20 protein-coding genes are annotated in these 24,466 nt (G+C 53.5%); 6 read left to right on the top strand and 14 right to left on the bottom strand.

The window, feature by feature from the left end; translation table 11 throughout:
* The first annotated feature begins 12 nt into the window (after positions 1-12).
* Together radA and nadR are read left to right on the top strand one after the other, a co-directional pair.
* Positions 13-1,398 (top strand): DNA repair protein RadA, encoded by a 1,386-nt coding sequence (gene radA / locus B3Z23_RS16560; protein WP_038023225.1) that lies wholly within the window; start codon positions 13-15, stop codon positions 1,396-1,398.
* A gap of 118 nt (positions 1,399-1,516) precedes the next feature.
* Complete coding sequence (gene nadR / locus B3Z23_RS16555; protein ID WP_294912257.1) at positions 1,517-2,776, top strand: multifunctional transcriptional regulator/nicotinamide-nucleotide adenylyltransferase/ribosylnicotinamide kinase NadR; 1,260 nt, start codon at positions 1,517-1,519, stop codon at positions 2,774-2,776.
* 57 nt (positions 2,777-2,833) lie between these two features.
* Here nadR and ettA read toward each other — a convergent pair whose 3' ends face one another.
* The 11 genes from ettA to atzF form a co-directional block, all read right to left on the bottom strand.
* A complete protein-coding gene (gene ettA / locus B3Z23_RS16550; RefSeq protein WP_072055927.1) occupies positions 2,834-4,501 on the bottom strand; it encodes an energy-dependent translational throttle protein EttA in 1,668 nt (555 codons plus the stop codon).
* Positions 4,502-4,638: 137 nt separating this feature from the next.
* Complete coding sequence (locus B3Z23_RS16545; protein ID WP_294912255.1) at positions 4,639-5,565, bottom strand: DMT family transporter; 927 nt, start codon at positions 5,563-5,565, stop codon at positions 4,639-4,641.
* Positions 5,562-6,146, bottom strand: a complete 585-nt coding sequence (locus tag B3Z23_RS16540) for a TetR/AcrR family transcriptional regulator (protein ID WP_294912254.1) — start codon at positions 6,144-6,146, stop codon at positions 5,562-5,564. The genes B3Z23_RS16545 and B3Z23_RS16540 overlap by 4 nt, the downstream gene beginning before the upstream one ends.
* Positions 6,147-6,265: 119 nt before the next feature.
* Positions 6,266-6,964, bottom strand: a complete 699-nt coding sequence (urtE, locus tag B3Z23_RS16535) for an urea ABC transporter ATP-binding subunit UrtE (RefSeq protein WP_038023218.1) — start codon at positions 6,962-6,964, stop codon at positions 6,266-6,268.
* 1 nt (position 6,965) lies between these two features.
* On the bottom strand, positions 6,966-7,757 hold the full coding sequence (urtD, locus tag B3Z23_RS16530) for an urea ABC transporter ATP-binding protein UrtD (RefSeq protein ID WP_294912253.1): 792 nt from the start codon (positions 7,755-7,757) through the stop codon (positions 6,966-6,968).
* Entirely contained in the window at positions 7,750-8,826 is a 1,077-nt protein-coding gene (gene urtC, locus B3Z23_RS16525) for an urea ABC transporter permease subunit UrtC (protein ID WP_038023212.1), read from the bottom strand. The genes urtD and urtC overlap by 8 nt, the downstream gene beginning before the upstream one ends.
* Positions 8,826-10,400 (bottom strand): urea ABC transporter permease subunit UrtB, encoded by a 1,575-nt coding sequence (gene urtB / locus B3Z23_RS16520; protein WP_294912362.1) that lies wholly within the window; start codon positions 10,398-10,400, stop codon positions 8,826-8,828. Before urtB ends, urtC begins: the two co-directional genes overlap by 1 nt.
* An 85-nt stretch (positions 10,401-10,485) precedes the next feature.
* Positions 10,486-11,754: an urea ABC transporter substrate-binding protein gene (gene urtA / locus B3Z23_RS16515; protein WP_038023210.1), complete on the bottom strand. Its 1,269-nt coding sequence runs from the start codon at positions 11,752-11,754 to the stop codon at positions 10,486-10,488.
* Positions 11,755-11,776: 22 nt separating this feature from the next.
* Positions 11,777-12,484 carry a GntR family transcriptional regulator gene (locus B3Z23_RS16510; RefSeq protein WP_294912251.1) on the bottom strand — a complete coding sequence of 236 codons (708 nt, stop codon included), beginning with the start codon at positions 12,482-12,484 and terminating at the stop codon, positions 11,777-11,779.
* Entirely contained in the window at positions 12,481-16,110 is a 3,630-nt protein-coding gene (gene uca / locus B3Z23_RS16505) for an urea carboxylase (RefSeq protein WP_294912250.1), read from the bottom strand. The genes B3Z23_RS16510 and uca overlap by 4 nt, the downstream gene beginning before the upstream one ends.
* Positions 16,111-16,112: 2 nt before the next feature.
* Positions 16,113-17,912: an allophanate hydrolase gene (gene atzF, locus B3Z23_RS16500; protein WP_294912248.1), complete on the bottom strand. Its 1,800-nt coding sequence runs from the start codon at positions 17,910-17,912 to the stop codon at positions 16,113-16,115.
* 279 nt (positions 17,913-18,191) lie between these two features.
* On the opposite strand from atzF, the gene sltY reads away from it, so the two are divergent.
* Together sltY and trpR are read left to right on the top strand one after the other, a co-directional pair.
* Positions 18,192-20,138 (top strand): murein transglycosylase, encoded by a 1,947-nt coding sequence (gene sltY, locus B3Z23_RS16495; protein ID WP_414716504.1) that lies wholly within the window; start codon positions 18,192-18,194, stop codon positions 20,136-20,138.
* Between the two features lie 44 nt (positions 20,139-20,182).
* Positions 20,183-20,506: a trp operon repressor gene (gene trpR, locus B3Z23_RS16490; RefSeq protein ID WP_294912246.1), complete on the top strand. Its 324-nt coding sequence runs from the start codon at positions 20,183-20,185 to the stop codon at positions 20,504-20,506.
* Here the strand turns inward: trpR and yjjX are convergent.
* Positions 20,476-21,012, bottom strand: coding sequence for an inosine/xanthosine triphosphatase (gene yjjX / locus B3Z23_RS16485; RefSeq protein ID WP_294912244.1), 537 nt, complete (start codon positions 21,010-21,012; stop codon positions 20,476-20,478). The genes trpR and yjjX overlap by 31 nt on opposite strands.
* 57 nt (positions 21,013-21,069) lie before the next feature.
* On the opposite strand from yjjX, the gene gpmB reads away from it, so the two are divergent.
* Positions 21,070-21,717, top strand: coding sequence for a 2,3-diphosphoglycerate-dependent phosphoglycerate mutase GpmB (gpmB, locus tag B3Z23_RS16480; RefSeq protein ID WP_038023199.1), 648 nt, complete (start codon positions 21,070-21,072; stop codon positions 21,715-21,717).
* 44 nt (positions 21,718-21,761) lie between these two features.
* Here gpmB and robA read toward each other — a convergent pair whose 3' ends face one another.
* Positions 21,762-22,646 (bottom strand): MDR efflux pump AcrAB transcriptional activator RobA, encoded by an 885-nt coding sequence (robA, locus tag B3Z23_RS16475; RefSeq protein ID WP_294912241.1) that lies wholly within the window; start codon positions 22,644-22,646, stop codon positions 21,762-21,764.
* A 207-nt stretch (positions 22,647-22,853) separates the two neighbouring features.
* Here robA and creA point away from each other — a divergent pair, with 207 nt between their 5' ends.
* Positions 22,854-23,342, top strand: a complete 489-nt coding sequence (creA, locus tag B3Z23_RS16470; protein ID WP_294912240.1) for a protein CreA — start codon at positions 22,854-22,856, stop codon at positions 23,340-23,342.
* A 78-nt stretch (positions 23,343-23,420) separates the two neighbouring features.
* Here creA and arcA read toward each other — a convergent pair whose 3' ends face one another.
* The gene (gene arcA / locus B3Z23_RS16465; RefSeq protein WP_038023193.1) at positions 23,421-24,140 is read right to left on the bottom strand and encodes a two-component system response regulator ArcA; all 720 of its coding nucleotides are present in this window, start codon (positions 24,138-24,140) and stop codon (positions 23,421-23,423) included.
* Between the last annotated feature and the right edge of the window lie 326 nt (positions 24,141-24,466).

Below are 24,466 nucleotides of genomic sequence, written 5' to 3'. Positions count from 1 at the left end.
TGAGGAGTCGTTTTGGCCAAAGCGGTAAAACGTGCATACGTTTGTAATGAGTGCGGTGCGGATTATCCGCGCTGGCAGGGACAATGCAGCGCCTGCCAGGCATGGAACAGTATCACTGAGGTGCGGATTGCTGCGACCCCCACTGCGGCCAGAAATGAGCGATTGTCGGGGTATGCTGGTAGCGCCGGAGTTTCTAAAGTACAGAAGCTTTCAGAGATAAGCCTGGAAGCTTTACCTCGTTTCAGTACCGGGTTTAAAGAGTTCGACCGGGTGCTGGGAGGCGGTGTCGTACCAGGCAGTGCTATCTTAATTGGCGGAAATCCGGGGGCAGGGAAGTCAACATTGCTGTTGCAGACGTTGTGTAAACTGGGTGAGCAGATGAAAACGCTGTACGTCACCGGGGAAGAGTCTCTGCAACAGGTGGCGATGCGTGCCCATCGTCTGGGCCTGCCGACAGATAACCTGAATATGCTCTCAGAGACCAGCATTGAGCAAATCTGCCAGATTGCCTCGGAAGAGAAACCACGTCTGATGGTCATTGACTCCATTCAGGTGATGCATATGGCCGATATTCAGTCCTCGCCTGGCAGTGTGGCGCAGGTACGTGAAACCGCCGCTTATCTGACGCGATTTGCCAAAATGCACGACGTGGCAATCGTTATGGTCGGTCATGTTACCAAAGATGGCTCTCTGGCCGGGCCTAAAGTGCTGGAACACTGTATTGACTGTTCGGTATTGCTGGATGGCGATGCAGATTCCCGATTCCGTACCCTGCGCAGCCATAAAAATCGTTTCGGTGCAGTGAATGAGTTGGGTGTATTTGCCATGACAGAGCAGGGAATGCGGGAAGTCAGCAATCCGTCAGCCATTTTCCTGTCGCGGGGTGATGAGATCACCTCGGGCAGTTCCGTGGTGGTGATTTGGGAAGGTACGAGGCCGTTGCTGGTGGAAATTCAGGCACTGGTCGATCATTCGATGATGGGGAATCCCCGTCGGGTGGCGGTCGGCCTGGAGCAGAATCGCTTAGCCATCTTACTGGCAGTGCTGCACCGGCATGGTGGATTGCAGATGGCCGATCAGGATGTTTTCGTCAATGTGGTGGGTGGGGTCAAAGTGACCGAAACCAGTGCCGATCTGGCATTGCTGCTGGCGATGGTTTCCAGCCTGCGGGATCGGCCACTGCCACAGGATTTGGTTATTTTTGGAGAAGTGGGGCTTGCCGGAGAAATTCGTCCGGTACCCAGCGGGCAGGAACGAATTTCAGAAGCGGCAAAACACGGTTTTCGTCGCGCAATAGTCCCTGCTGCCAATGCCCCGAAAAAGCCTCCGGAAGGGATGAGGGTTTATCCGGTCAAAAAACTGTCAGATGCTCTGGATGTGTTAGAAGAACTTGCATGAGAATAAAGAGCTGGCCAGCTTTCGGTGGCCGGTTTTGTTACCTCTGGAATACCCGATATCCGGCAGCGCAGCAAAGTGGATGCCAGACAGCTGTCTGGCAGATGACAAGAGGCAATGAATGTCGACCTATGACTATCTGAAAAAGGCAATTCGTCAGCAAGGATACACCTTGCAACAGGTGGCGGATGCCTGCGATATGACCAAGGGTTATCTGAGTCAGTTGATTAACGCCAAAATTAACAGCCCCAGCGCCCGAAAACTGGAGGCGTTACATCGTTTTCTTGGGCTGGAGTTTCCCCGCCGACAAAAAACAGTCGGGGTCGTCTTTGGTAAATTCTACCCGCTACATACCGGTCATATCTACCTGATACAGCGAGCCTGTAGTCAGGTCGATGAACTGCATATCATTATGGGGCACGACGATCCGCGGGATCGTCTGCTATTTGAAAACAGTTCGATGTCAGAACAGCCCACCACCAGCGATCGTTTACGCTGGTTATTACAGACCTTCAAGTACCAGAAAAATATCCGTATCCACTCTTTCAACGAAGAAGGGATGGAACCTTATCCGCACGGTTGGGATGTCTGGAGCCACGGCATGAAACAGTTCCTGGCCGCGAAGGGGATTGTGCCTGATAAGGTGTATACCAGCGAGGCTGCCGATGCGCCGATGTTCGAAAAACATCTGTCGATACAGGCGGTGCTGGTTGATCCGGATCGTTCATTTATGAACATCAGTGGCAAGCAGATACGTCAGGATCCCTTCCGTTACTGGGACTATATCCCGACCGAGGTAAAGCCATTTTTTGTCCGTAAAGTCGCGTTACTGGGCGGCGAATCCAGCGGGAAATCCACCCTGGTGAATAAACTGGCAAATATTTTTAATACCACCAGTGCGTGGGAATATGGCCGTGATTATGTGTTTTCTCATCTGGGCGGGGATGAAATTGCTCTGCAATACTCTGATTACGATAAAATCGCGCTTGGACAGGCCCAGTATATTGATTTCGCAGTAAAATATGCCAATAAAGTGGCCTTTATTGATACCGATTTCGTCACGACCCAGGCTTTTTGCCTGAAATATGAAGGGCGTCAGCACCCGTTTGTCCAGGCGATGATCGATGAATACCGTTTCGATCTGGTGATTGTGCTGGAAAATAATGTGCCCTGGGTGGCGGATGGCTTACGCAGCCTGGGCAGTTCGGTTGACCGGCGGGAATTTCAGACCATGTTGCTGGGGATGCTGGAGCAGAACAATATTCGTTATGTGCGGGTAGAGGAAGATGACTATGATTCGCGTTTTCTGCGCTGCATTGAACTGGTGAAATATATGCTGGAACATCCGGCCGCTCAGTTACCCCCGACCCGTGAGCGTTAAGCGCAGGTAAATAAAGCTGCCGGACGGCCAGCGATGGCCGGCCCGGCAGGCTCGATATTACTTAGTCATTCGCTTGTACTTAATACGTTTAGGTTCCAGTGCGTCGGCTCCCAGAGTCCGTTTCTTGTACTCTTCATATTCAGTGAAGTTACCTTCGAAGAAGGCGACATTTCCTTCATCCTGGTAGTCAAGGATATGAGTCGCGATACGGTCAAGGAACCAGCGGTCATGCGAGATCACCATGGCACAGCCCGGGAATTCCAGCAGGGCGTTTTCCAGGGCCCGCAGAGTTTCCACGTCCAGGTCGTTGGTAGGTTCATCGAGCAGTAACAGGTTACCGCCCACCTGCAACAGTTTGGCCAGATGCAGACGTCCGCGTTCACCCCCGGACAGTTCACCGACACGTTTGCCCTGGTCAGTCCCTTTGAAGTTGAAACGACCCACATAGGCGCGGCTCGGCATTTCAAAGTTACCAATTTTCATGATGTCCTGACCACCGGACACTTCTTCCCAGACCGTTTTGCTGTTGTCCATCGCATCACGGAACTGATCTACTGATGCTAGTTTAACGGTTTCACCCAGCTCAATGCTGCCTGAATCTGGCTGTTCCTGTCCGGATAACATACGGAACAGAGTCGATTTACCGGCGCCGTTGGCCCCGATAATCCCGACGATTGCCCCTTTCGGTACAGAGAAACTTAAGTTATCGATAAGCAGCCGGTCGCCGTAGCTCTTGCTCAGGTTATTCACTTCAACGACTTTGTCACCCAAACGAGCACCCGGCGGGATAAACAGCTCACTGGTTTCGTTACGTTTCTGGTACTCAACGCTGTTCAGCTCTTCAAAGCGGGCCAGACGGGCCTTACCTTTAGACTGACGGCCTTTAGCTCCCTGACGTACCCATTCCAGCTCTTTTTCGATCGATTTACGACGGGCCGCTTCAGACGAAGCTTCCTGCGCCAGACGCTGATCTTTCTGCTCCAGCCAGGAGGAGTAGTTACCTTCCCATGGAATACCTTCACCGCGGTCCAGTTCAAGGATCCAGCCGGCAACATTATCCAGGAAGTAACGGTCGTGGGTAATCGCCACTACCGTTCCTTCGAAGTCGTGCAGGAAGCGCTCCAGCCACGCGACAGACTCGGCATCCAGGTGGTTGGTCGGTTCGTCGAGCAGCAGCATGTCAGGTTTTTCTAACAGCAGACGGCATAGGGCGACACGACGCCGTTCCCCCCCGGAGAGATTGGCGATTTTTGCATCCCAGTCTGGCAGACGCAGCGCATCGGCTGCACGTTCAAACTGAGTGTTAAGGTTGTGGCCATCATGTGCCTGGATGATTTCTTCCAGGCGTCCCTGTTCTGCAGCCAGCTTATCAAAGTCTGCATCAGGGTCGGCGTACAGTGCATAAACTTCATCCAGACGCTTCAGGGCGCCGACCACTTCGGCCATGGCTTCCTCGACGGATTCACGGACCGTGTGTTCAGGATTAAGTTTTGGCTCCTGTGGCAGGTAGCCAATTTTCAGGCCAGGCTGAGGACGTGCTTCACCCTCAATGTCGGTATCAATACCGGCCATAATGCGCAACAGGGTGGATTTACCGGCACCGTTAAGTCCCAGAACCCCGATTTTGGCCCCCGGGAAAAAACTCAGGGAGATGTTCTTCAGGATATGCCGCTTTGGCGGGACAACTTTGCCCACGCGATGCATGCTGTAAACGAATTGAGCCACGAGAATGAGCCTCTTTTAATACATATTGATCATGATAATTCAGCTGTGGAGTGTAGCCTGTTTCCGGGCATAATCACAGAGAGCGACAGCCGATGTCAGCCCGGAAAGTGCAGCGACTTTCCGGGGCGCGGCCAGGATCATGCACTGACACGGCGGCGCAGGCGAAACCATCGCGCCGGCAGAGTAATCATTGCCAGACACAGCATGATAAACCCGATACCCACCCAGCCGGCGGCGGGCAGGTGTTCTCCCACCAGAGTGACCGCCAGCAAGGCCGCGACCACCGGTTCGGTCAGCGTCAGCGTGGTTGCGGTGCTGGCTTTGATACGTGCCAGGCCAAAGCCGTAGCACAGGTAACCGATAAACATCGGCACCAATGCCATATAGAGTGCTACCGCGGTATTGGTGGCAGAGGCAAGCAGTGGAGCGCCGGTCAGCAGCAATACCGGAATCAGCGGTAATCCACCGGCACCAAAAGTGGAACCCATGGCAGCGACAGCATTGACACCATTGTGCATCATGCGTCGTGCCGACCAGGAGTAGAGGGCATAGGTAAAGCCTGCGACCAGTCCCAACAGCATACCGCACAGCGTTTGCAGGCTGTCTCCGGAAACGGCCGCCTGGTCTTCAGCAATGCACAGCAGCACCATCCCGACCACCCCGGTAACCGCGCCAACCAACCACTGGCGACTGAGCGGCTGGCCATCAAAATAGTATTCAATTAACGCAGACAGCAGCGGGGCGGACCCAATCGAGATCACGGTTCCTGCCGCCACTCCGGCATAATGCATGGAGGCATAAAAGGTCAGGGGGTAGACCGCGACCGCCAGGGCACCCATCAGCAAATTCAGCCAGTTGGCCACAATCTGTCGGCGACCGGAGAGTATTTTCGGCAGGGCCAGCAGGGCCTGTAAAATCCCGCCACTCCCCATAGCCACGGATCCAATTGCCAGCGGGCCGACATCTGTAGCAAAAGTCGCGGCGGTGCCGGTCGTTCCCCAGAGGATGGCTGCTGCCAGCACGGCGGCAATCCCGGCCTGCGGGCGGGAAGTCTGTGAGGTCACAGGGCCTCCAGCAGGTTTTGGGCCATGACAGCCGCCTGATTTATACAGTGGCTGTTTCCTTCCAGACCTGCTCGCGAAATGCTTCCTTCCAGCAGAAACGATAAATGTCTGGCCAGTAAATCACACCGTGCCCGGTCATGCGTCAGTTGGCTCAGGTGCTGTTTCAGAATATCTTCCACCTGTAGCTTGTGCTGACAGATAGCTTTACGACCTGCGGCATTGGTGGGCAGTTCTGCTGCGGCATTCAGCAACCCACAACCGCGGAAAGCATATTCGTATTCAAATTCGGCATGATCGGTATAGGCGCTAAATACTGCCATGATGCCTTGCTGAGGGGTGGTAGCTGTGGCTGAACGGCTCTGATAGAGATCCAGCCATTCCTGATGACGGGCGGTCAGATAGGCTTCAACCAGTGCATCTTTGGAACTGAAATTGTTATACAAACTTTTTTTAGCCACCCCGGCCCGTTTCACCACCGCGTCGATCCCGGTGGCAGCAATACCATAGTTGTAAAACAGCACCCTGGCGGCGCTCAGTAGCTTGTCGTAGGCGGTGGATTTTGGGTCCTGATGAACAGTCATGGCGAGAACCTGAAAATAAGTAGGTAGACCAGTATACCTATTTTCAGGGTGGAGTCAGGGAGATTTCTTTCCCGGTACAAAGCTTTCCGGCGGCCAGTGGAGGGCCGCCGGAAGTGAGATTAAATCGCGACCAGTTTTCTGACGCCATCTTTTTCCATATCAGCGCCGGAGCCTTGCTGAATAATCTCTCCTCTGGACATCACCAGATACTGATCGGCCAGTTCAGCCGCGAAGTCATAGAACTGTTCAACCAGCAGAATTCCCATATCACCCCGCTGAGCCAGCATTTTAATTACCTGGCCGATTTCCTTAATCACCGAAGGCTGAATACCTTCTGTTGGTTCATCCAGGATAAGCAATTGCGGGCGGCTGGCGAGTGCGCGACCAATGGCTAACTGTTGCTGCTGGCCTCCTGAGAGATCCCCGCCACGGCGGTGTTTCATTTCTTTCAGTACCGGGAACAACTGGTAGATATCTTCCGGGACGTGGCGTGCCTCACGGGCGCTAAAACGCGACATGCCCAGCAGCAGGTTTTCTTCCACTGTCAGACGCGGGAAAATTTCTCGTCCCTGCGGTACCCAGGCAATACCGGCATTGACCCGCTGGTGGGGTTTGCGCGGGTTAAGCAGTTGTTGCTGCCAGTGGATAGTGCCGGACTTTACCGGCAATAGTCCCATCAGGCATCGCAACAGGGTGGTTTTACCCACCCCGTTACGGCCCAGCAGGCAAGTCACCTGACCGACAGGCACTTCAAATGACAGGCCGCGCAAAATGTGGCTGCCGCCATAATACTGATGTAATTCGGCTATCTGTAACATGTTAGCGCCCCAGGTATACGTCAATCACGTGTTCATTGGCCTGTACTTCACGCAGAGAACCCTCTGCCAGTACCTGCCCCTGATGCAGTACGGTGACATGGTCGGCGATGGTTTCGACGAACCCCATATCGTGTTCCACCACCATCAGCGAGTGTTTTCCTGCCAGCTGGCGAAACAGCTCTGCGGTGTATTCTGTTTCTGCATCGGTCATCCCGGCGGCCGGTTCATCCAGCAACAGCAGGTGGGGTTCCTGGACCAACAGCATACCGATTTCCAGAAACTGCTTTTGTCCATGCGATAACAGTCCCGCCAGCCGCTGTTGCTGGTCTGACAGCCGCAGCAATTGCAGTGTCGAGGCGATTCTGTCCTGTTGCTCACCGTTCAGCCGGGCGCGTAACGAGGCCGCCACGGTTTTGGGTGCTTTCAGGGCAATTTCGAGATTTTCGAACACGGTTAACGCTTCAAACACCGTGGGTTTCTGGAACTTACGGCCAATACCCGCACGGGCAATTTCGGAGGGCGATAACTGCGTCAGGTCAGTACGTTGGTCATATACCACTTTTCCCTCGTCCGGCCGGGTCTTGCCGGTAATGACATCCATCAGGGTGGTTTTACCGGCACCGTTCGGACCGATAACACAACGCAGTTCCCCGACGCCGATATTCAGCGACAGGTTGTTCAGGGCGCGAAAACCATCGAACGTCACAGAAATATTTTCCAGCTGCAATACCGGGTCGGTTTGCTGGCGGTGCCGGTCGGCCGGTGAACTATGGGTATAGAGTTGATCAGTCATTTTTCCTCCGGCGCAGCAGTCCGACAACGCCCTGCGGCAGTGCCAGGGTCACTACAATAAACATCAGGCCAAGGAAAAACAGCCAGTAATCCGGGAAGCTGACGGTAAACCAGCTTTTTGCCCCATTAACAATCGCCGCGCCCAGTACCGGGCCAATCAGTGTGCCACGGCCACCGAGTGCGACCCAGATGGCCGCTTCAATCGAGTTAGTCGGGGACATTTCCCCCGGATTAATGATACCGACCTGCGGCACATAGAGTGCCCCGGCCAGGCCACACATCACAGCCGACAAGGTCCAGATAAACAATTTGAAGCCGCGCGGGTCATAGCCGCAGAACATCAGACGGTTTTCGGCGTCACGCACAGCGGTCAGAATGCGGCCAAATTTACTGCGCGCCAGCAGAAAGCCAGTGAGCAGTGATAACGCCAGCAGAATCACGGTGGCCATAAACAGCGCAATACGGGTTCCTGTGGCATCAATCTTCCAGTCGAGCAGTGTGGTGAAGCCGGTAAATCCGTTGTTGCCGCCAAATCCGGTCTCGTTGCGGAAGAACAGCAGCATCCCGGCGTAGGTCAGTGCCTGGGTCATGATCGAAAAGTAGACCCCTTTGATTTTTGAGCGAAAAGCAAAGAAACCAAATAACGCCGCCAGCCCGCCAGGTAATAACACAATCAGACATAACGTCCAGATAAATGACTGAGTTCCGGTCCAGAACCAGGGCAGATGGTCCCAGGAGAGAAACGACATAAAGGCCGGCAGGGCGTCACCAGAGGCCTGACGCATCAGGTACATACCCATGGCGTAGCCACCCAGGGCAAAAAACAGCCCGTGGCCCAGCGACAACATTCCGGCATAGCCCCACACCAGATCCAGCGCGACGGCGACAATGGCATAGCAGAGGATCTTACCGCACAGTGTCAGGGTGTAAGTCGACACTGACAACGGATTGCTGGCCGGCAGCAGACTCAGAAACGGCATAATCAGCAATGCCAGCAGTACCACGCTGACCAGAGTCAGCGTCAGTACCGGCATTTTTTTGCCTATGGTGACAGTAATTGGCTGGCTCATTAGTCAATGACCCTCCCTTTTGCAGCGAACAGCCCCTGAGGACGTTTCTGGATAAACAGGATAATCGCCAGCAGGATAATAATTTTACCCAGCACAGCCCCGACCTGGGGTTCCAGCACTTTATTCAGAATACCCAGACTCAGTGCCGCCGCCACGGTTCCGGCCAACTGACCGACACCGCCGACCACCACCACCAGGAAGGAGTCAATAATGTAGCTTTGCCCCAGTTCAGGGCCGACATTGCCCAGTTGGGATAAGGCGACGCCCCCCAGACCGGCCAGACCGGATCCCAGGCCAAACGCCAGCATATCCACTCTGCCGGTAGCCACACCACAACAGTCAGCCATCGCGCGGTTTTGGGTCACGGCACGAATATTCAGTCCGAGTCGTGTTTTGTTCAGCAGCAGCCAGGTCAGCAGCAGTACGCCGACGACAAAGATAATGACGGCAATACGGTTATAAGGCAGTACCAGGTTTGGCAGTACCTGCCAGCCTCCGGACAACCAGCCCGGGTTGGCAACTTCAAGGTTTTGCGCGCCAAACAGTATCCGGACACCCTGGATCAGAATCAGGCTGATCCCCCAGGTGGCCAGCAGTGTTTCCAGAGGGCGACCATACAGGTGACGAATAATGGTTCGTTCGAGGATCATGCCGATAGCCGCAGTCAGCAGGAAGGCGGCCGGCAGAGCCAGCACCGGATACCACGCCAGCCATTGCGGTGCCCACTGCTGAAACAGGCTCTGGATCATCCAGGTGGTGTAAGCACCAATCATCAGCATTTCGCCGTGGGCCATATTAATGACGCCCAGCAAGCCGTAGGTAATAGCGAGGCCCAATGCGGCCAGCAGCAGGATAGAACCGAGGGAGAGCCCACTAAAGGCCTGGCCGAGCCAGTCGCCCCACATCAGACGGTGGCGAATCTTCTGCAGGCTGTCAGCCGCCGCCTGTCGTACAGCCGCATCGGGTTCGGTCGATGCCTGAGTCAGAGGTTGCAGGCTGGCCTGCACATCGGGGTTGCTGGCCTGACCTAACAGTTTAACCGCCTGCAAACGGACTTCCGCCTGAGGATTTGTCAGTTGTAACAGGGCAACGGCCTGTGACAGAGCATCACGGACCTGTGGGTTAGTCTCTTTCTGCAGTTGTTGCTGCATCAGTGGCAACTGATCGCTGGCAACATCGTTCTGTAATTGCCGGGCTGCCAGCAGGCGTAGTGCCGGATCGTGGCTGGTCAGCTCGATAGCTGACAGGGCGCGGGAAGTCAGAATTCGCAGTCGGTTATTCATCAGCAATTTACGGGTATTGCCGGAAGGCTGTTGCGCACTGTCCAGTGGCACCAGTTTGTCGCCGGTTTTACTGAAAGGCTGCTTGTTCTCATCTGTTACCACATTCTCATTATGTAATGCGTTCAGCAGTGGTAGTAAATGTTCATCAGGTGCGGCAGCCCATTGCTGTAACAATGTAGCCTGCTGGGTGCGGCTGGCCGCGGCAAAATCAGCCGCGGGACCGGCACTGGCGAGTAATGGCTGGCACAGTGTTAACCACAGTAATGACCAGAAAACGCGGCGTAGTGTGATCATAATCTTTGCTCAACTGAGGACAGGAACGGACCTGACCGGGGTGACTAACGGACCCGCCGTTTGGCAGCGGGTCTGCGGATGGTCAGAACGTACCTTTGACCGGGGTATCAGGCTTCTTGTCGTTACCGGCGATGTACGGGCTCCATGGTTGGGCGCGTACTGTACCGTCAGTCTGCCAGACCACGTTAAACTGGCCGTTGGCTTCTACTTCGCCAATCATCACTGGCTTATGCAGGTGGTGGTTGGTTTTGTCCATGGTCAGCGTGTATCCATCCGGGGCTTTAAACGTTTGTCCGGCCATCGCTGCACGGACTTTATCTACATCGGTAGTACCGGCTTTTTCGACCGCCTGTGCCCACATATGAATACCGACATAGGTGGCTTCCATCGGGTCGTTAGTCACTACGGAGTCAGCGTTTGGCAAATGGTGAGCTTTGGCATAGGCACGATAATCGGCAACGAATTTAGCGTTTACCGGGTTATCCAGAGACTCAAAGTAGTTCCAGGCAGCCAGTTCCCCGACCAGGGGTTTCGTATCGATACCACGTAGTTCCTCTTCACCCACCGAGAAGGCCATGACCGGGATATCGGTGGCTTTTATGCCCTGGTTAGCCAGTTCTTTGTAGAACGGAACGTTGGAATCGCCGTTGATGGTAGAGATAACCGCCGTCTTACCTCCGGCAGAGAATTTCTTGATATTAGAGACGATAGTCTGGTAATCGCTGTAACCAAACGGGGTATAGACTTCCTGAATATCTTTATCCTGAACGCCTTTGGAATGGAGATAGGCACGCAGGATTTTGTTGGTAGTCCGTGGGTAGACATAGTCGGTACCCAGCAGGAAGAAGCGTTTAACATTGCCGCCATCTTCGCTCATCAGATACTGTACTGCCGGGATGGCCTGTTGGTTAGGTGCCGCGCCGGTATAAAAGACGTTCGGTGACATCTCTTCGCCTTCATACTGTACCGGATAGAACAGCAGACCGTTAAGCTCTTCAAATACCGGCAGAACGGACTTACGGGATACCGAAGTCCAGCAGCCAAACACGACGGCAACTTTATCCTGGCTAAGTAACTGACGGGCTTTTTCGGCGAATAATGGCCAGTTGGAGGCCGGGTCAACGACCACTGGCTCCAGTTTCTTGCCCAGTACACCACCGTGCGCATTAATTTCATCAATGGTCATCAGAGCGACATCTTTTAACGGCGTCTCTGAAATTGCCATGGTGCCGGAGAGTGAATGCATAATCCCGACTTTGATAGTGTCGGCAGCATAAGCGCCGAGACTGATCCCCATACTGACGACAGTAGCGGAGAGAGCAAAAGCTTTAAGTAATGAACGTCTTTTCATTGTAATACCCCTGATAAGCGAATTATGACTCGGGTGTTGTTCTTGCCTGCTGTAACATGTGTAGTGTTATTTTGCGGACTTCCGCTTTACTCTCTGCGATATGCCTGGTGAGCAGTAGCTGTGCCTCCTCGCTGTTTTGTTGAAAAATCTGGTTTAAAATCAGGGCGTGCTCACGATAAGTGGCACTGATCCTGTCTTCCCGGGTAAAGTCCAGACGGCGGATAATGCGAATTTTCTCGGTAACAATCGCATGAACTTTGGCCATTTCCCGGTTGCCTGCCGCATCCAGTAATCCACGATGAAACTCTTCATCGCAGGCCGAGATCTCCTTGCCATCACTGAGTGGTAGTGGTGGCATATCGATCCAAAAGGTTTGGAGACTGGTTAATGCCTGGCGGCACTGTTCAGCCGGTAAACGGCACAACCGGCGCACGGCTTCACATTCCAGTACGGTACGGAAGTCGTAGAGCTCTTCGAAATACTCAAAATCGAACGGTTTAACCTGCCAGCCGCTGCGAAAATAGACCTCCAGATAGCCTTCATGGGCCAGCCAGTAGAGTGCCTGCCGGACCGGCGTCCGGCTGACCTGCATTTTTTCGGCAATATCGTTCTCACTGAAGCGATCACCCGGCAGCAGGCGAAAGTCGAAAATATCGTCCTTTACTGCCTGATAAACCCGTGATGCCAGAGCTTCTGGCCGTGACTTATTGCTGTGACTGACTGAACTCATTGTTCCTCCCCGGCTAACCACAGCAGGACATCTCCGGGCGCGACCTGGCGTCCTGGCTGGCAGGCAATCTGGCTGACCACTCCGGCGGCGGGTGAGCTGATGGTCAGTTCCATTTTCATCGCCTCGACAATCACGACCGGCTGGCCGGCAGCGATGGTATCGCCTGGCGAAACCAGGACTTTCCAGACACTGCCATTGAGGTCGGCGTTGACCGGCAACAAACCTGCGGTATCTTCTTCGGCGACCAGAGGAAGAGCATCATCTGACGGGGAATTCAGTGCCTCCCGGCTCCATAATTCCACTTCTTCAGCAAAGGCGGTGGCCTGGCGTTGTTGGAACTGACGGATAGAATCAGCGTTCTCCGCCAGGAAACGACGATGGGCAGCGTAATCAAATTCGCTTTCCTCAATGCGCACGGTGGCACGGCCTTCACGGAAATCGTCGCGCAGTTGCAGCAATTCATCTTCGCTGACCGGGTAGAAACGTACCTGATCGAAGAAATGTAAAAGCCAGGGTTCGTTGGCGGCGAACTGATCGTTTTTCAGATACTTGTTCCAGATAGGCAGCGTACGGCCCACCAACTGATAGCCGCCCGGCGAATCCATCCCATAAATACACATATACATGCCGCCGATACCGACGGTGCCTTCGGCGGTAAAGGTACGGGCAGGATTATATTTAGAGCTGAGTAACCGGTGACGTGGATCCACGGGCACTGCACAAGGGGCTCCCAGGTATACATCGCCCAGACCAAGAATCAGATAACTGGCGTCAAACAGAATGCGTTTAACTTCTTCACGGTTTTCCAGCCCGTTGGTCCGTTGCAGGAAATCCACGTTATTTGGTAACCACGGCGCCTGCTGACGGACGGTCTGCTGATAACGGCTGACTGCGTCGAGAGTCGCGCTGTCCTCAAAAGCCATCGGCAGCCAGACAATACGTGAAGGGACTTTCAGCTTGCTGACATCCCCGAGCGAGGTTTCCAGATCCAGCAGCAGGTCGATCAGGGCTTTCTGTGATAACTGCAGGCTGTCATAGCGGATCTGCAATGAACGGACACCCGGCGACAGTTCACGGATCGCCGGGATCGCCTGTTGACGGATAGCTTCAATCAGCAGATGAACCCGCAGGCGTAACGCCAGATCCAACACGTTGTCGCCGTACTCAATCAGGATATAGTGATCACCGGCCTGGCGGTAAACCACGGAAGGACGGTTACCTTGTGCCGGTAATGCGGCCAGGGCGGTCGCCGGGACTCCGTCGACAGGTTGCAGGTTAGCCGGAGCAAACTCTGGTATCGCTGCCGGTGCGAGTTGTTCAATCTGCTGATTACAGGCGATTTCCAGTGCCTGCGCTTCATCAAAACTGATCGGATAGAAACGGATTTTGTCGCCGGGTTTCACCTGACCCACCTTCCATAACTCGGCACTGGCAATCGTCACCGGGCAGACAAAACCGCCGAGACTCGGTCCGTCACGGGTCAGGATGACCGGGAAGTCACCGGTGAAGTTGATTGCCCCAATCGCGTATTCGCAGTCATGCACATTGGAAGGGTGCAGACCGGCTTCACCGCCATTTTCCCGGGCCCATTCCGGTTTAGGGCCGCTGAGCCGGACACCTAAACGGTTCGAGTTGTAATGTACTTCCCAGTCAGTGGCAAAGAAGGTATCGATGGCTTGCGGGGTAAAAAAGTCCGGAGCACCGTGCGGGCCATATAGCACCCCGATATCCCAGTGATGACTGTATTCCGGAATCATCTCTGTCGGCAGGGCTTGTGGTTCACTGATGGCCGGCGGTGTGGTGCAGGCCGGTAACTCTGGCTGTGATACCGGCAGCATATCTGCCTGACGTAAAATTCGCCCGGCATGGCCACCAAACTGTCCCAGCGCAAAGGTCGAGCGGCTGCCCAGATAGACAGGGACATCGAAACCGTGACGTATGGCGAGGCAGGTACGGCAACCGGACGTGGCACGGCCGAGCGTCAGTGTCTGACCCGCTTTTACGCTCACCGGTTGCCAGAAAGCGACCGGCGTATCATCCAGGGTTGCTTCCGAAGGGGCGCCGGTCAGTGCAATAATGCTGTCACAGTGGAACTTCAACACGGGTCCCTGCAGCGTGAATTCCAGCCCTGCAGCTTCCGGGGCATTGCCCACAATACGGTTAGCCAGCCGGAAGGCGTAATCATCCATCGGGCCAGAGGGTGGAACACCGATGTCCCAGTAACCAGGACGCCCCGGATAGTCCTGCACCGAGCTCCAGGTGCCTGGTTGAATCACTTCAACCACATGGGCGTTGGCGGTAAATTTATCGAGGAAACGAGTGTAGCTGCGTCCTTCCCGGAACTCAGGGGTATTGATGACCTGGCGGAGATAGTCAAGATTTGAGGCAATACCCTGAATCCGGGTTTCTGACAGGGCCTGACGTAATTTTTCCCAGGCGTCTTCACGGGTATCGGCGTGAACAATCAGTTTTGCCAACAGCGGATCATACCAGGCGGAGACTTCGGTACCGGTACTGACCCAGCCATCGACCCTCACATTATCCGGGAAACTGACATCCGTCAGGGTTCCGGGAGAAGGCTGAAAGTTTTTCAGTGGATCTTCTGCATACAGACGTACTTCGATGGCCGCTCCCTGAGGCGCTTTGGCCATGGCCTGCCAGTCTGGTGTTTCGCCGGCCGCGACCTGTAACATACAGGCGACCAGATCCAGCCCTGTGACCGATTCGGTGACCGGGTGTTCTACCTGGAGTCGGGTGTTCACTTCCAGGAAATAGAATTTATCCTGAGCACCGTCATAGATGTATTCGACAGTACCTGCGCTGCGGTAATTCACACTTTCCCCGAGCCGGACAGCACTTTCCAGTAACGTGCGGCGGGTTTCTGGTGGCAGGTGAGGTGCAGGGGTTTCCTCAACGACTTTCTGATTACGGCGTTGCAGGGAGCAATCACGTTCACCGAGGGCAACGACCTTGCCCTGACCATCCCCGAAAATCTGGACTTCAATATGCCGTGCCTGATCGATACAACGTTCAAGAAATACACCTGCATCATTAAAGAATTGTGCACCCAGCCGGCGAACACCTTCCCAGGCGTCGGATAACGCCGACTCATCAGCACAGCGGGTCATTCCGATACCGCCGCCGCCCGCGGTACTTTTCAGCATCACCGGATAACCGATAGTCGCGGCGGCCTGCAATGCTTCTGGCAGTGAACTCAGTAGCGGAGTGCCCGGGGTCATGGGGACACCGGCCGTGGCAGCCAGCTCCCGCGCCCGGTGTTTTAAACCAAACTCACCAATCTGATGGGCCGTTGGACCAATAAACACGATGCCGGCTTTTTCGCAGGCGGCGGCAAACGGCAGACTTTCTGATAAAAATCCGTACCCTGGCCAGATAGCCTGGGCGCCGCTCTGTCGGGCGGCCTGTAAAACTTTCTCTATCGACAGATAGCTGTCGGTCGGTTTATCCCCGCCCAGGGCAATCGCCTCGTCGGCTTCTTTCACATGCGGGGCATTTTTATCCGCATCGGAATAGACTGTGACGCTGCGAATTCCCAGACGTTTGAGGGTTTTCAGTGCACGGCAGGCGATTTCACCGCGGTTAGCAATCAGTACGGTATCAAACATGATTAACGGGTCTCCTGTGAGCTTAACCAGCGGCGCCAGCCACCTGTTTCGGTGATATCAAGGGCGTTACTCAATGCGTAAGGTTCGCAGACAAACCCCTGGACCGTGCGTCCATCGGCCAGTGTGAGAGTGCCAATCCCTAAAGGAGCAGGGATCTCAGCAACGAACTCACCATAACGGGCCAGTGGGATATCCCAGAGTTCGACGATAATGGCGGCACCACTGTCATCACGAACCAGGCCTGGTTTTTTAATCGCTCCGCCACTCAGGGCATACAGTCGGTACTGCGCGGCAGTCGTGGTTTCTTCCACCAGCACAGCCTGACGGGTGGTGAGCTGGTAATTGAGCGGCATACCTGTCAGATGAGCGCCGACCACCGCAATACGGACGTGATCAGCAGATGCCGGCAGAGAAGCCGCTGTTTCCGGGGCCGGGAGTCCGGTGGCCCCCGGCGACAGTTGTTGCTGCTGTTGCCAGCGTAAGCCAAAGTCAGCCAGTGCCCGATCGTACCAGGCGGGGGCAATCAGTGTGATCCCGGCAGGCAGTCCGTCAGCCCGAAAACCGGCAGGCAAGGCCAGTGCACAGAGATCGGCCAGATTGGTGAAGTTGGTGTAGGTACCAAACTGTGCGTTGTATTTCACCGGTTCCTGTTGCATTTGCTGACGGGTACGGATAGTGGGGGACGTCGGTACCACCAGTCCGTCGAACTGTGCCAGTGTTTGCTGAATCTGTCGGCTCAGTTCGGAGCGCAGGTATTCAGCCTTCCAGGCATCGGTGGCTGTAAATTTTTCACCCTGTCTGACAATGCCGTAGACCACCGGATCGAGTTTGTCCGGGTGCTGTAACATTTCACCGACAGCCGCTGTTCGTTCCGCAACCCAGGGGCCGTTATATAACTGCTCTGCCAGCCGGTGAAACAGTGTGAAATCGATCGCCGATAAGGTGGCACCACAAGCCTGAAGGTCGGTTAATGCGTTGTCCCAGGCGGCCCGGGCCTGCTCATCACCAAAAAATTCCGGACTGGCGGGGATGGCAAATTTCGGGGCAGCTGGCAGGGCAGCCGGAGCCGTATGCGGGGAAGAGCGGGAATAGCTGTCTCCACTGTCATAACCTCCGGCGAGGCTGGCGACCTGCCAGGCATCTTCGGTGGTGAGCGCAAATACGGAAATGGTATCAATCAGGCGACAGGCCGGGACAACCCCTGAGGCAGAGAGCCAACCCTTAGTCGGTTTCAGACCGACAATGTTATTGAATCCGGCGGGTACACGTCCGGAACCGGCGGTATCGGTGCCCAGAGAGAAAGGCACCAGACCACGGGCCACCACTGATGCAGAACCGGAACTGGAACCGCCGCTGACATATTCAGGATTAAAACTGTTAGGGACTTCGCCATAAGGGGAACGGGTCCCGACCAACCCTGTAGCGAACTGGTCCAGATTAGTTTTCCCGGCGACGATGGCGCCGGCAGACTTCAGGCGGGCTACGACTTCGGCATCATTGTCAGCCACATAACTGAACGCGGGGCAGGCAGCGGTGGTGTCAAAACCGGCAACATCAATATTATCTTTAACTGCAAACAACACGCCGAATAGCGGCAGGGAAGCCGGGTCCTGCAGGAAACGCGGCAGAATTTCGCTGACCTGGGCGGTAATCTGCGCCGGGGTCGCGACACTTATCCATGCCGGATCCTGTGGGTCAAAGGTGGCCAGCCACTGATTCAGAATGTCAGCCAACTGCTGAGGGTGCTGCCGACAATGGTCAGTCCACTGTCCAAGGGTAAGTCCTGCGCGTAGAGAGGTCATATGAATTCCATCATGTATACCAGATGGTATTCATCTCAGCAAAGAGTGTGCCATATTTATAACTATATGAATTATATTATTTAAGTGGTTTTTCCTGAGGAACCTGATGCCCGGAGTTGAGCATTTTTGGCGCACGCCCGCCTGCGGATGGTGCAAATTTTTGCCATGCTTTCGCACAAAAATGTGCCAACGAACGTCAGACTGAGTAAATTTTTGGCAGATGATAGTAAGTCATCATTTAACCCGCTAGCATGGGAACCTGTCAGCGGGTCTGCTGATATGTGGCGGGTAAACGAGGAGAAGCGTGTGATTAATTGGAAGCATTGGGTATTGGGTCTCTGTCTGACAGGGGTTGCCGGTCTCAGTCAGGCAGATTCATTAGATCAACAACGTCAGCGATACCAGCAAATTAAGCAGGCCTGGGATAACAACCAAATGGATGTGGTGGCGCAGATGATGCCATCACTGAAAGATTATCCACTCTATCCTTATCTTGAGTATCGACTACTCTCCCAGGATTTGAATCAGGAAACCTCTCTGGCAATCAGCAATTTTGCCAACCAGTATCCGACATTGCCTTCCGCCCGTAGCCTGAAAAACCGCTTTGTAAACGAACTGGCAAGACGCCAGGACTGGCAGGGATTATTAAGCTTCAGTCCGACCCGCCCGGCACCGGTGCAGGCCCAGTGCAACTGGTATTACGCAAACTGGGCTACCGGGAATCAGCAACTGGCCTGGGAGGGGGCAAAAAAATTGTGGCTGACCGGGGCAAATTTACCTGACAGCTGTGATGCATTATTTACCGCCTGGCAATCATCGGCACAATTCAGTCCACAGGCGATATTACAACGCCTGATTCTGGCCTTTAAAGCCGGCAATGATTCACTGGTGCGTCACCTGATTACGATGTTGCCGGTGAATTATGCGACCGTGGCAGCAGCTCTGTCGACGCTCGGACAGAACCCTCAGACGGTGAGTAGTTTTGCCACTACGGTTTCACCCAGTGATTTCAGCCGGCAGATAACCCTGATTGCTTTCAGCCGACTGGCACGACAGGATGCCGAAAATGCCCGTTCGTTGATCCCGACACTGGTCTCTGCTCAGAAAATGTCTGATTCAGAAGCTCAGGCAATGAAGGAGGCGGTGGCCTGGCAATTTATGGGCAGTGATGTGACAACGGAACAGATGCGCTGGCGGGATGCTGTTGTCATGGACAGCGATTCTACCTCCCTTATCGAACGACGCATCCGTCAGGCTATTTCTGATAATGATCACCGTGGGCTGAATACCTGGATTGCCAGGTTACCCGTCGAGGCTAAGCAAAAGGACGAATGGCAATACTGGCAGGCGTGTTTGTTACTGGAGCAGGGACGTAAACAGGAAGGCGATCAACTACTCAGTGAGTTGACACAGAAACGTGGCTTTTATCCCATGGTAGCGGCCCAAAAACTGGGCGTACCTTACAGGCTGACCATTGATCCGGCGCCTGCACCGACGGCCCAGGTTGCCAGCGGCGCTGAGATAGCCCGTGTCAGAGAGCTGATGTACTGGGGCATGGATAATTTGGCCCGAAGCGAATGGGCTAACCTCATCAGTAGTAAACCCCCTGAGCAACAAAAAATGCTGGCTCGTTATGCCAGTGAGCAGAACTGGTGGGATTTGAGTGTCCAGGCCACTATCACCGCGAAAATGTGGGACAGCCTGAAAGAACGTTTCCCGTTGGCCTGGCAACAATACTACCAACAATATTCTGCCGGAAAGGCTATTCCGGTGAGTTATGCGATGGCGATTTCTCGTCAGGAAAGTGCATGGAACCCGAAAATTCGTTCACCGGTGGGCGCCAGTGGACTGATGCAGGTTATGCCTGCGACTGCGGCACATACCGTTAAAATGTTCCCGGTCAGTAACTACGTGAACAGCAGCCAGTTGCTGGATCCGCAAATGAATATCCAGATTGGAATGCAATATCTGGATTATGTGTACCGACAGTTTGATGATAACCGCATTTTTGCTTCTGCGGCTTATAATGCAGGGCCAGGCAGAGTCAGAAGGTGGCTGGCAGTGAGTGGTGGTAAGCTGGATGCTGTCGGGTTTATCGAAACCATCCCTTTTGCCGAAACACGAAACTATGTGAAGAATGTCCTGGCTTATGATGCTTACTATCGTTACTTCATGGGCCAGCCTGGCAAACTGTTACAGGATACGGAGTGGAATCGCCGCTATTGAGTATGCTATGCTTCCGTACTCATTAATGAGTACGGAAGCCGTCTATGTTGCCCACTGCCAATGCAGAAGAAAACTTTGAGTTTAACTGGCCGCGTGTTGTCAGCTTACTGAAGCAGGCAGTGGACGATCAGCAGACAGAGGCATTACTGCAGCTGATGATGACTCCGGATGAACGGGAAGCACTGGCGACCCGGCTAAGAATTATTGAAGAGTTGATGCGTGGTGAAATGAGCCAACGGCAGCTAAAAGATCAGTTAGGTGTTGGCATAGCCACCATTACCCGGGGGTCTAACAGCCTGAAAGAGTCGCCGGCCGGATTCCGGCAATGGCTTGAGAGTCAGTTATCGCTAAAGGGTGATTCGCTGTAGTAAGGATGTAGCAGCGGACATAATGCCAGCAGCAGAGCCTGATGATAGACGGATGTCCGGGTGAGCCGGCCTTCAGTCAGCGCGCCAATCGCCCCACCTTTTTGTTTGATATTGGCAATGCCGGTCAGTTGTGCCATCACGTCACCCAGTTCACGGCCCTGATGAAGTTGTTCAGACACCGCGGCAGGCAATAAAAAGCTGGCAGAACGAGATTCACCCCGCTGTGAGGCATTTTCTACCACCATCCAGGCGAATGCCTGCTGACCATCTATACCCGCCTCAATAGCGACCCAGAAATCAGCCCGTGGCTGCCGATGGCGGGCATTTGCCACGCGTTGACGGGCGCCTTTACGGGTTTCTTCATCACTCATGGGTTGCGCTGAAACACCGCTGTCGGTTTCTGAACCTGAAACCTGGCATTGACCGGTACCGAAAACATCCTCAAAAGCTTGTAGGATAGCGCTGATTTTTGCCGGGTTGCTGGTAGCGGCGACAACATGGTACATAATAGTTAAACTCTCAGGGCAGATGGTTGCACTGACTCAGTATAATGGATAGGTAACATGCTACAAGTCTTTCTGGTTCGTCATGGTGAAACCCTGTGGAATACCGAACGTCGTCTGCAGGGACAAAGCGATAGCCCGTTGACCCCACAAGGAGAGCAGCAGGCAAAACAGGTAGGAGAGCGACTTCAGTCTTATGGTATCACGCATATTATTAGCAGTGACTTAGGCCGGACCCGCCAGACTGCGGAGATTATTGCGCAGTACTGTCAGTGTCCGGTGGTTACCGACAGCCGGTTACGGGAACTGAATATGGGAATACTGGAAACCCGTCGACTGAGCGAGCTGTCCGCCGAAGAAGAAGGATGGCGTAAGTCGCTGGTGGATGGCACCGAACAGGGGCGTATTCCCGGCGGAGAAAGTATGACTGAACTGGCTGGTCGTATGCAGCAAGCGCTGGATGCCTGCCGTGAACTGCCGTCTGGCAGTCGCCCGGTACTGGTGAGCCATGGTATGGCTTTGGGGTCGTTAATTAGTACGCTGCTGGGACTGCCGGCTTATGCTGAAAGGCGCTTACGGCTACGTAACTGTTCGCTGTCAAGAGTGGATTATCAGCACAGTGAATGGCTGGCTAATGGCTGGGTCGTCGAAACTGCCGGAGATGTCGCGCATTTAACAGCAGATGCGCTGGATGAACTACAGCGTTAAACCACCCGCCCCCGGATTCACAGAATCCGGGGGCGGGTGGTTTGTCAGGCTACGCGTCGGGCTTCGTTGCGGATAGGAATCAAATATTCGCAGTGAAGTTCCGCGGTATTTTCCTTAGTCAGTTTTCCGCCCGGGGTATAGAAGCGTTCAATATCCTGGCCGGCACGACGGGTCAGCCCCAGCGTCGGCATACAGGTGCTGTACAATACCAGGATAAAGTCCTGGAGTTGTTCTTTCGGGCCTTTATAGCTGAACTGAACGTATTCACCACCTTCCAGAATGATCTTCTGTGCCGATTGCAGGCTTTGCCCTGAATCGCTTTCGGTGACCGCTGTGGTATAAAGAATTTCCTGTTCATCTTCTTTATCCACACTGCTACGCACCTGATGGAGTCCATATAAAATATGAGGTGCATCGGTGTCATGCAGGAACTGGCGCCAAAAATGGCCACGCATTTCCGCCCGATAAACAGAAATCTGTTCAAGAGTGCAGCTGTAACTCTGAGTCTGCCCCATCAGTATCGTTTCCGGCAACGTAACATACGTTGGTTGAGGCATTGAAAACTCACCCATGCGAATCGGTGGGCGTAACCCAAAGGAGTTCCAGTCAGAGGCGCGACGATAACCGGCAGGCGTCTGATTAAACTGTTTTTTAAAAGCACGGGTGAACGTTTGCTGAGAATCAAACCGGTATTGCAGAGCAATATCCAGAATAGGGCGACTGGTGAGTCTCAGTGCAACAGCAGCTTTAGACAGGCGTCTGGCCCGAATATAAGCGCCGATAGCATGACCTGTTACGTTTTTAAACATCCGCTGTAAATGCCATTTGGAGTATCCGGCCTTAAAGGCAACATTATCCAGAGATAAGGGTTGATCCAGATGGCTCTCCAGCCAGACAAGCAAATCGCGAATGATACCAGCTTGGTCCATATTACATCCTCACAGTCCTGGTTGGCATAATTGATCAGGCAACCTTCATAAAGCTAAGAGTAGCATTAAATGCAAAAAAAACAGGAAAGGGCGTAATTATACCGTTTCCTGTTGTTACAATAATTCAGTGCGACAAAGGAATATTTGAAGGTATCAATAGTAACCTTATATTGATTATTCAGTAATCACCTAATAAGCGATAACTTAATGAAAATCAAAAAACTACAGTTTTTTATCAACAAATTTGCGGCAGCCGGCTGCGTACTTTTCGCTCTTAATGGCGTTGTACATGCTGAGGAAATTGGCTCTGTAGATACCGTTTTTAAACTACTTGGTCCGGATCACAAGATTGTAATCGAAGCCTTTGATGATCCAGATGTTAAAAATGTTACATGTTATATCAGTCGGGCGAAAACCGGCGGTATAAAAGGCGGTCTGGGGCTGGCCGAAGATACGGCGGATGCCGCTATTTCCTGTCAGCAGGTTGGGCCGGTAACTATCCCTGACACCCTGAAACCCGGTGAGTCAGATGTGGTGTTTAAAAAACGCACCTCGTTGATTTTTAAGAAACTTCAGGTTGTTCGTTTTTATGACAAAACCCGGAATACGTTGGTGTATCTGAGCTATTCTGACAAGCTGGTTGATGGTTCACCAAAAAATGCGATCAGCGCCGTTCCCATCATGCCATGGCACTAAGTTGTTCGCACAAAATGTAAAAAAAGCCCGCCGGTCATCAGACCGACGGGCAGCGTATAACAGTCCGCATCCGGGAGATTAGTGGTCTTCTAACTCGCCGCAAAAACGATAACCTTCGCCGTGGATGGTCGCGATGATTTCCGGCGTATCACTGTTTGACTCGAAATGTTTACGGATACGACGGATGGTCACATCCACCGTACGATCATGAGGTTTCAGATCTCTGCCGGTCATTTTCTTCAGCAAGTCAGCGCGGGTCTGAATTTTGCCCGGATTCTCACAGAAGTGCAGCATGGCACGGAATTCACTACGTGGCAGTTTGTACTGCTCACCTTGCGGGCTGACCAGAGAACGGCTGTTAATATCCAGTGTCCAGCCGTTAAACTGATAATTTTCCACATGCTTACGTTCTTCACTGCTGACCGCCAGGTTCATAGTGCGGGACAGCAGGTTACGGGCACGGATTGTCAGTTCACGCGGATTAAACGGTTTGGTGATGTAATCATCCGCACCGATCTCCAGTCCGAGTATCTTGTCGACTTCATTGTCACGTCCTGTCAGGAACATCAGCGCTACACTTGCCTGTTCGCGAAGTTCGCGGGCGAGCAGCAGGCCATTTTTTCCTGGCAGGTTGATATCCATTATCACCAGATTGACATCATTGTCAGTCAATAACTGATGCATTTCAGCACCATCAGAGGCTTCGAATACAATGTATCCTTCAGCTTCGAAAATACTCTTTAAAGTATTCCGGGTTACTAGCTCGTCTTCGACGATAAGAATTTGCGGGATCTGCATGGTTTGCTACCTAAAATTTGCCATCAAAATTGATACAAGGCATACAGTGCTGATGTCTGAGATATCGGTCGACGTATAATGAGTCTGCATTGCCAATTTACGACGTTTTGTTCTTGATGCATCACAGATTAATGTCACTGACGGATTTCAACGTAATTACAGTTGGTCTGTATGCGCCTAAACTGGTCTTTATGCGCTTCATCCTAACCTCTTTAACAGCGGGCTAACAGCACCAACAACATTCAGGAAGCAAATAAAAACGCTTCGTTGACTTATATCAAAACTGAGTGTAGCACGTTAACACTTGTGTGAAAAATATCTCTTTT

Source organism: Tatumella sp. UBA2305 (genome assembly GCF_002345795.1).
Taxonomy (GTDB): Bacteria; Pseudomonadota; Gammaproteobacteria; order Enterobacterales; family Enterobacteriaceae; genus Tatumella; species Tatumella morbirosei.
The sequence above is the reverse complement of the archived record's forward strand: the minus strand, read 5'-3'. Positions and strand labels throughout refer to the sequence as shown.

Bases quoted from the DNA above. Each gene is read 5' to 3' on its own strand.
- arcA (WP_038023193.1), bottom strand. From the start codon at position 24,140: ATGCAGATCCCGCAAATTCTTATCGTCGAAGACGAGCTAGTAACCCGG.
- yjjX (WP_294912244.1), bottom strand. From the start codon at position 21,012: ATGTACCATGTTGTCGCCGCTACCAGCAACCCGGCAAAAATCAGCGCT.
- robA (WP_294912241.1), bottom strand. From the start codon at position 22,646: ATGGACCAAGCTGGTATCATTCGCGATTTGCTTGTCTGGCTGGAGAGC.
- urtE (WP_038023218.1), bottom strand. From the start codon at position 6,964: ATGTTACAGATAGCCGAATTACATCAGTATTATGGCGGCAGCCACATT.
- urtA (WP_038023210.1), bottom strand. From the start codon at position 11,754: ATGAAAAGACGTTCATTACTTAAAGCTTTTGCTCTCTCCGCTACTGTC.
- atzF (WP_294912248.1), bottom strand. From the start codon at position 17,912: ATGACCTCTCTACGCGCAGGACTTACCCTTGGACAGTGGACTGACCAT.
- B3Z23_RS16510 (WP_294912251.1), bottom strand. From the start codon at position 12,484: ATGAGTTCAGTCAGTCACAGCAATAAGTCACGGCCAGAAGCTCTGGCA.
- urtC (WP_038023212.1), bottom strand. From the start codon at position 8,826: ATGAGCCAGCCAATTACTGTCACCATAGGCAAAAAAATGCCGGTACTG.
- B3Z23_RS16540 (WP_294912254.1), bottom strand. From the start codon at position 6,146: ATGACTGTTCATCAGGACCCAAAATCCACCGCCTACGACAAGCTACTG.
- urtD (WP_294912253.1), bottom strand. From the start codon at position 7,757: ATGACTGATCAACTCTATACCCATAGTTCACCGGCCGACCGGCACCGC.
- uca (WP_294912250.1), bottom strand. From the start codon at position 16,110: ATGTTTGATACCGTACTGATTGCTAACCGCGGTGAAATCGCCTGCCGT.
- trpR (WP_294912246.1), top strand. From the start codon at position 20,183: ATGTTGCCCACTGCCAATGCAGAAGAAAACTTTGAGTTTAACTGGCCG.
- nadR (WP_294912257.1), top strand. From the start codon at position 1,517: ATGTCGACCTATGACTATCTGAAAAAGGCAATTCGTCAGCAAGGATAC.
- sltY (WP_414716504.1), top strand. From the start codon at position 18,192: ATGTGGCGGGTAAACGAGGAGAAGCGTGTGATTAATTGGAAGCATTGG.
- gpmB (WP_038023199.1), top strand. From the start codon at position 21,070: ATGCTACAAGTCTTTCTGGTTCGTCATGGTGAAACCCTGTGGAATACC.
- creA (WP_294912240.1), top strand. From the start codon at position 22,854: ATGAAAATCAAAAAACTACAGTTTTTTATCAACAAATTTGCGGCAGCC.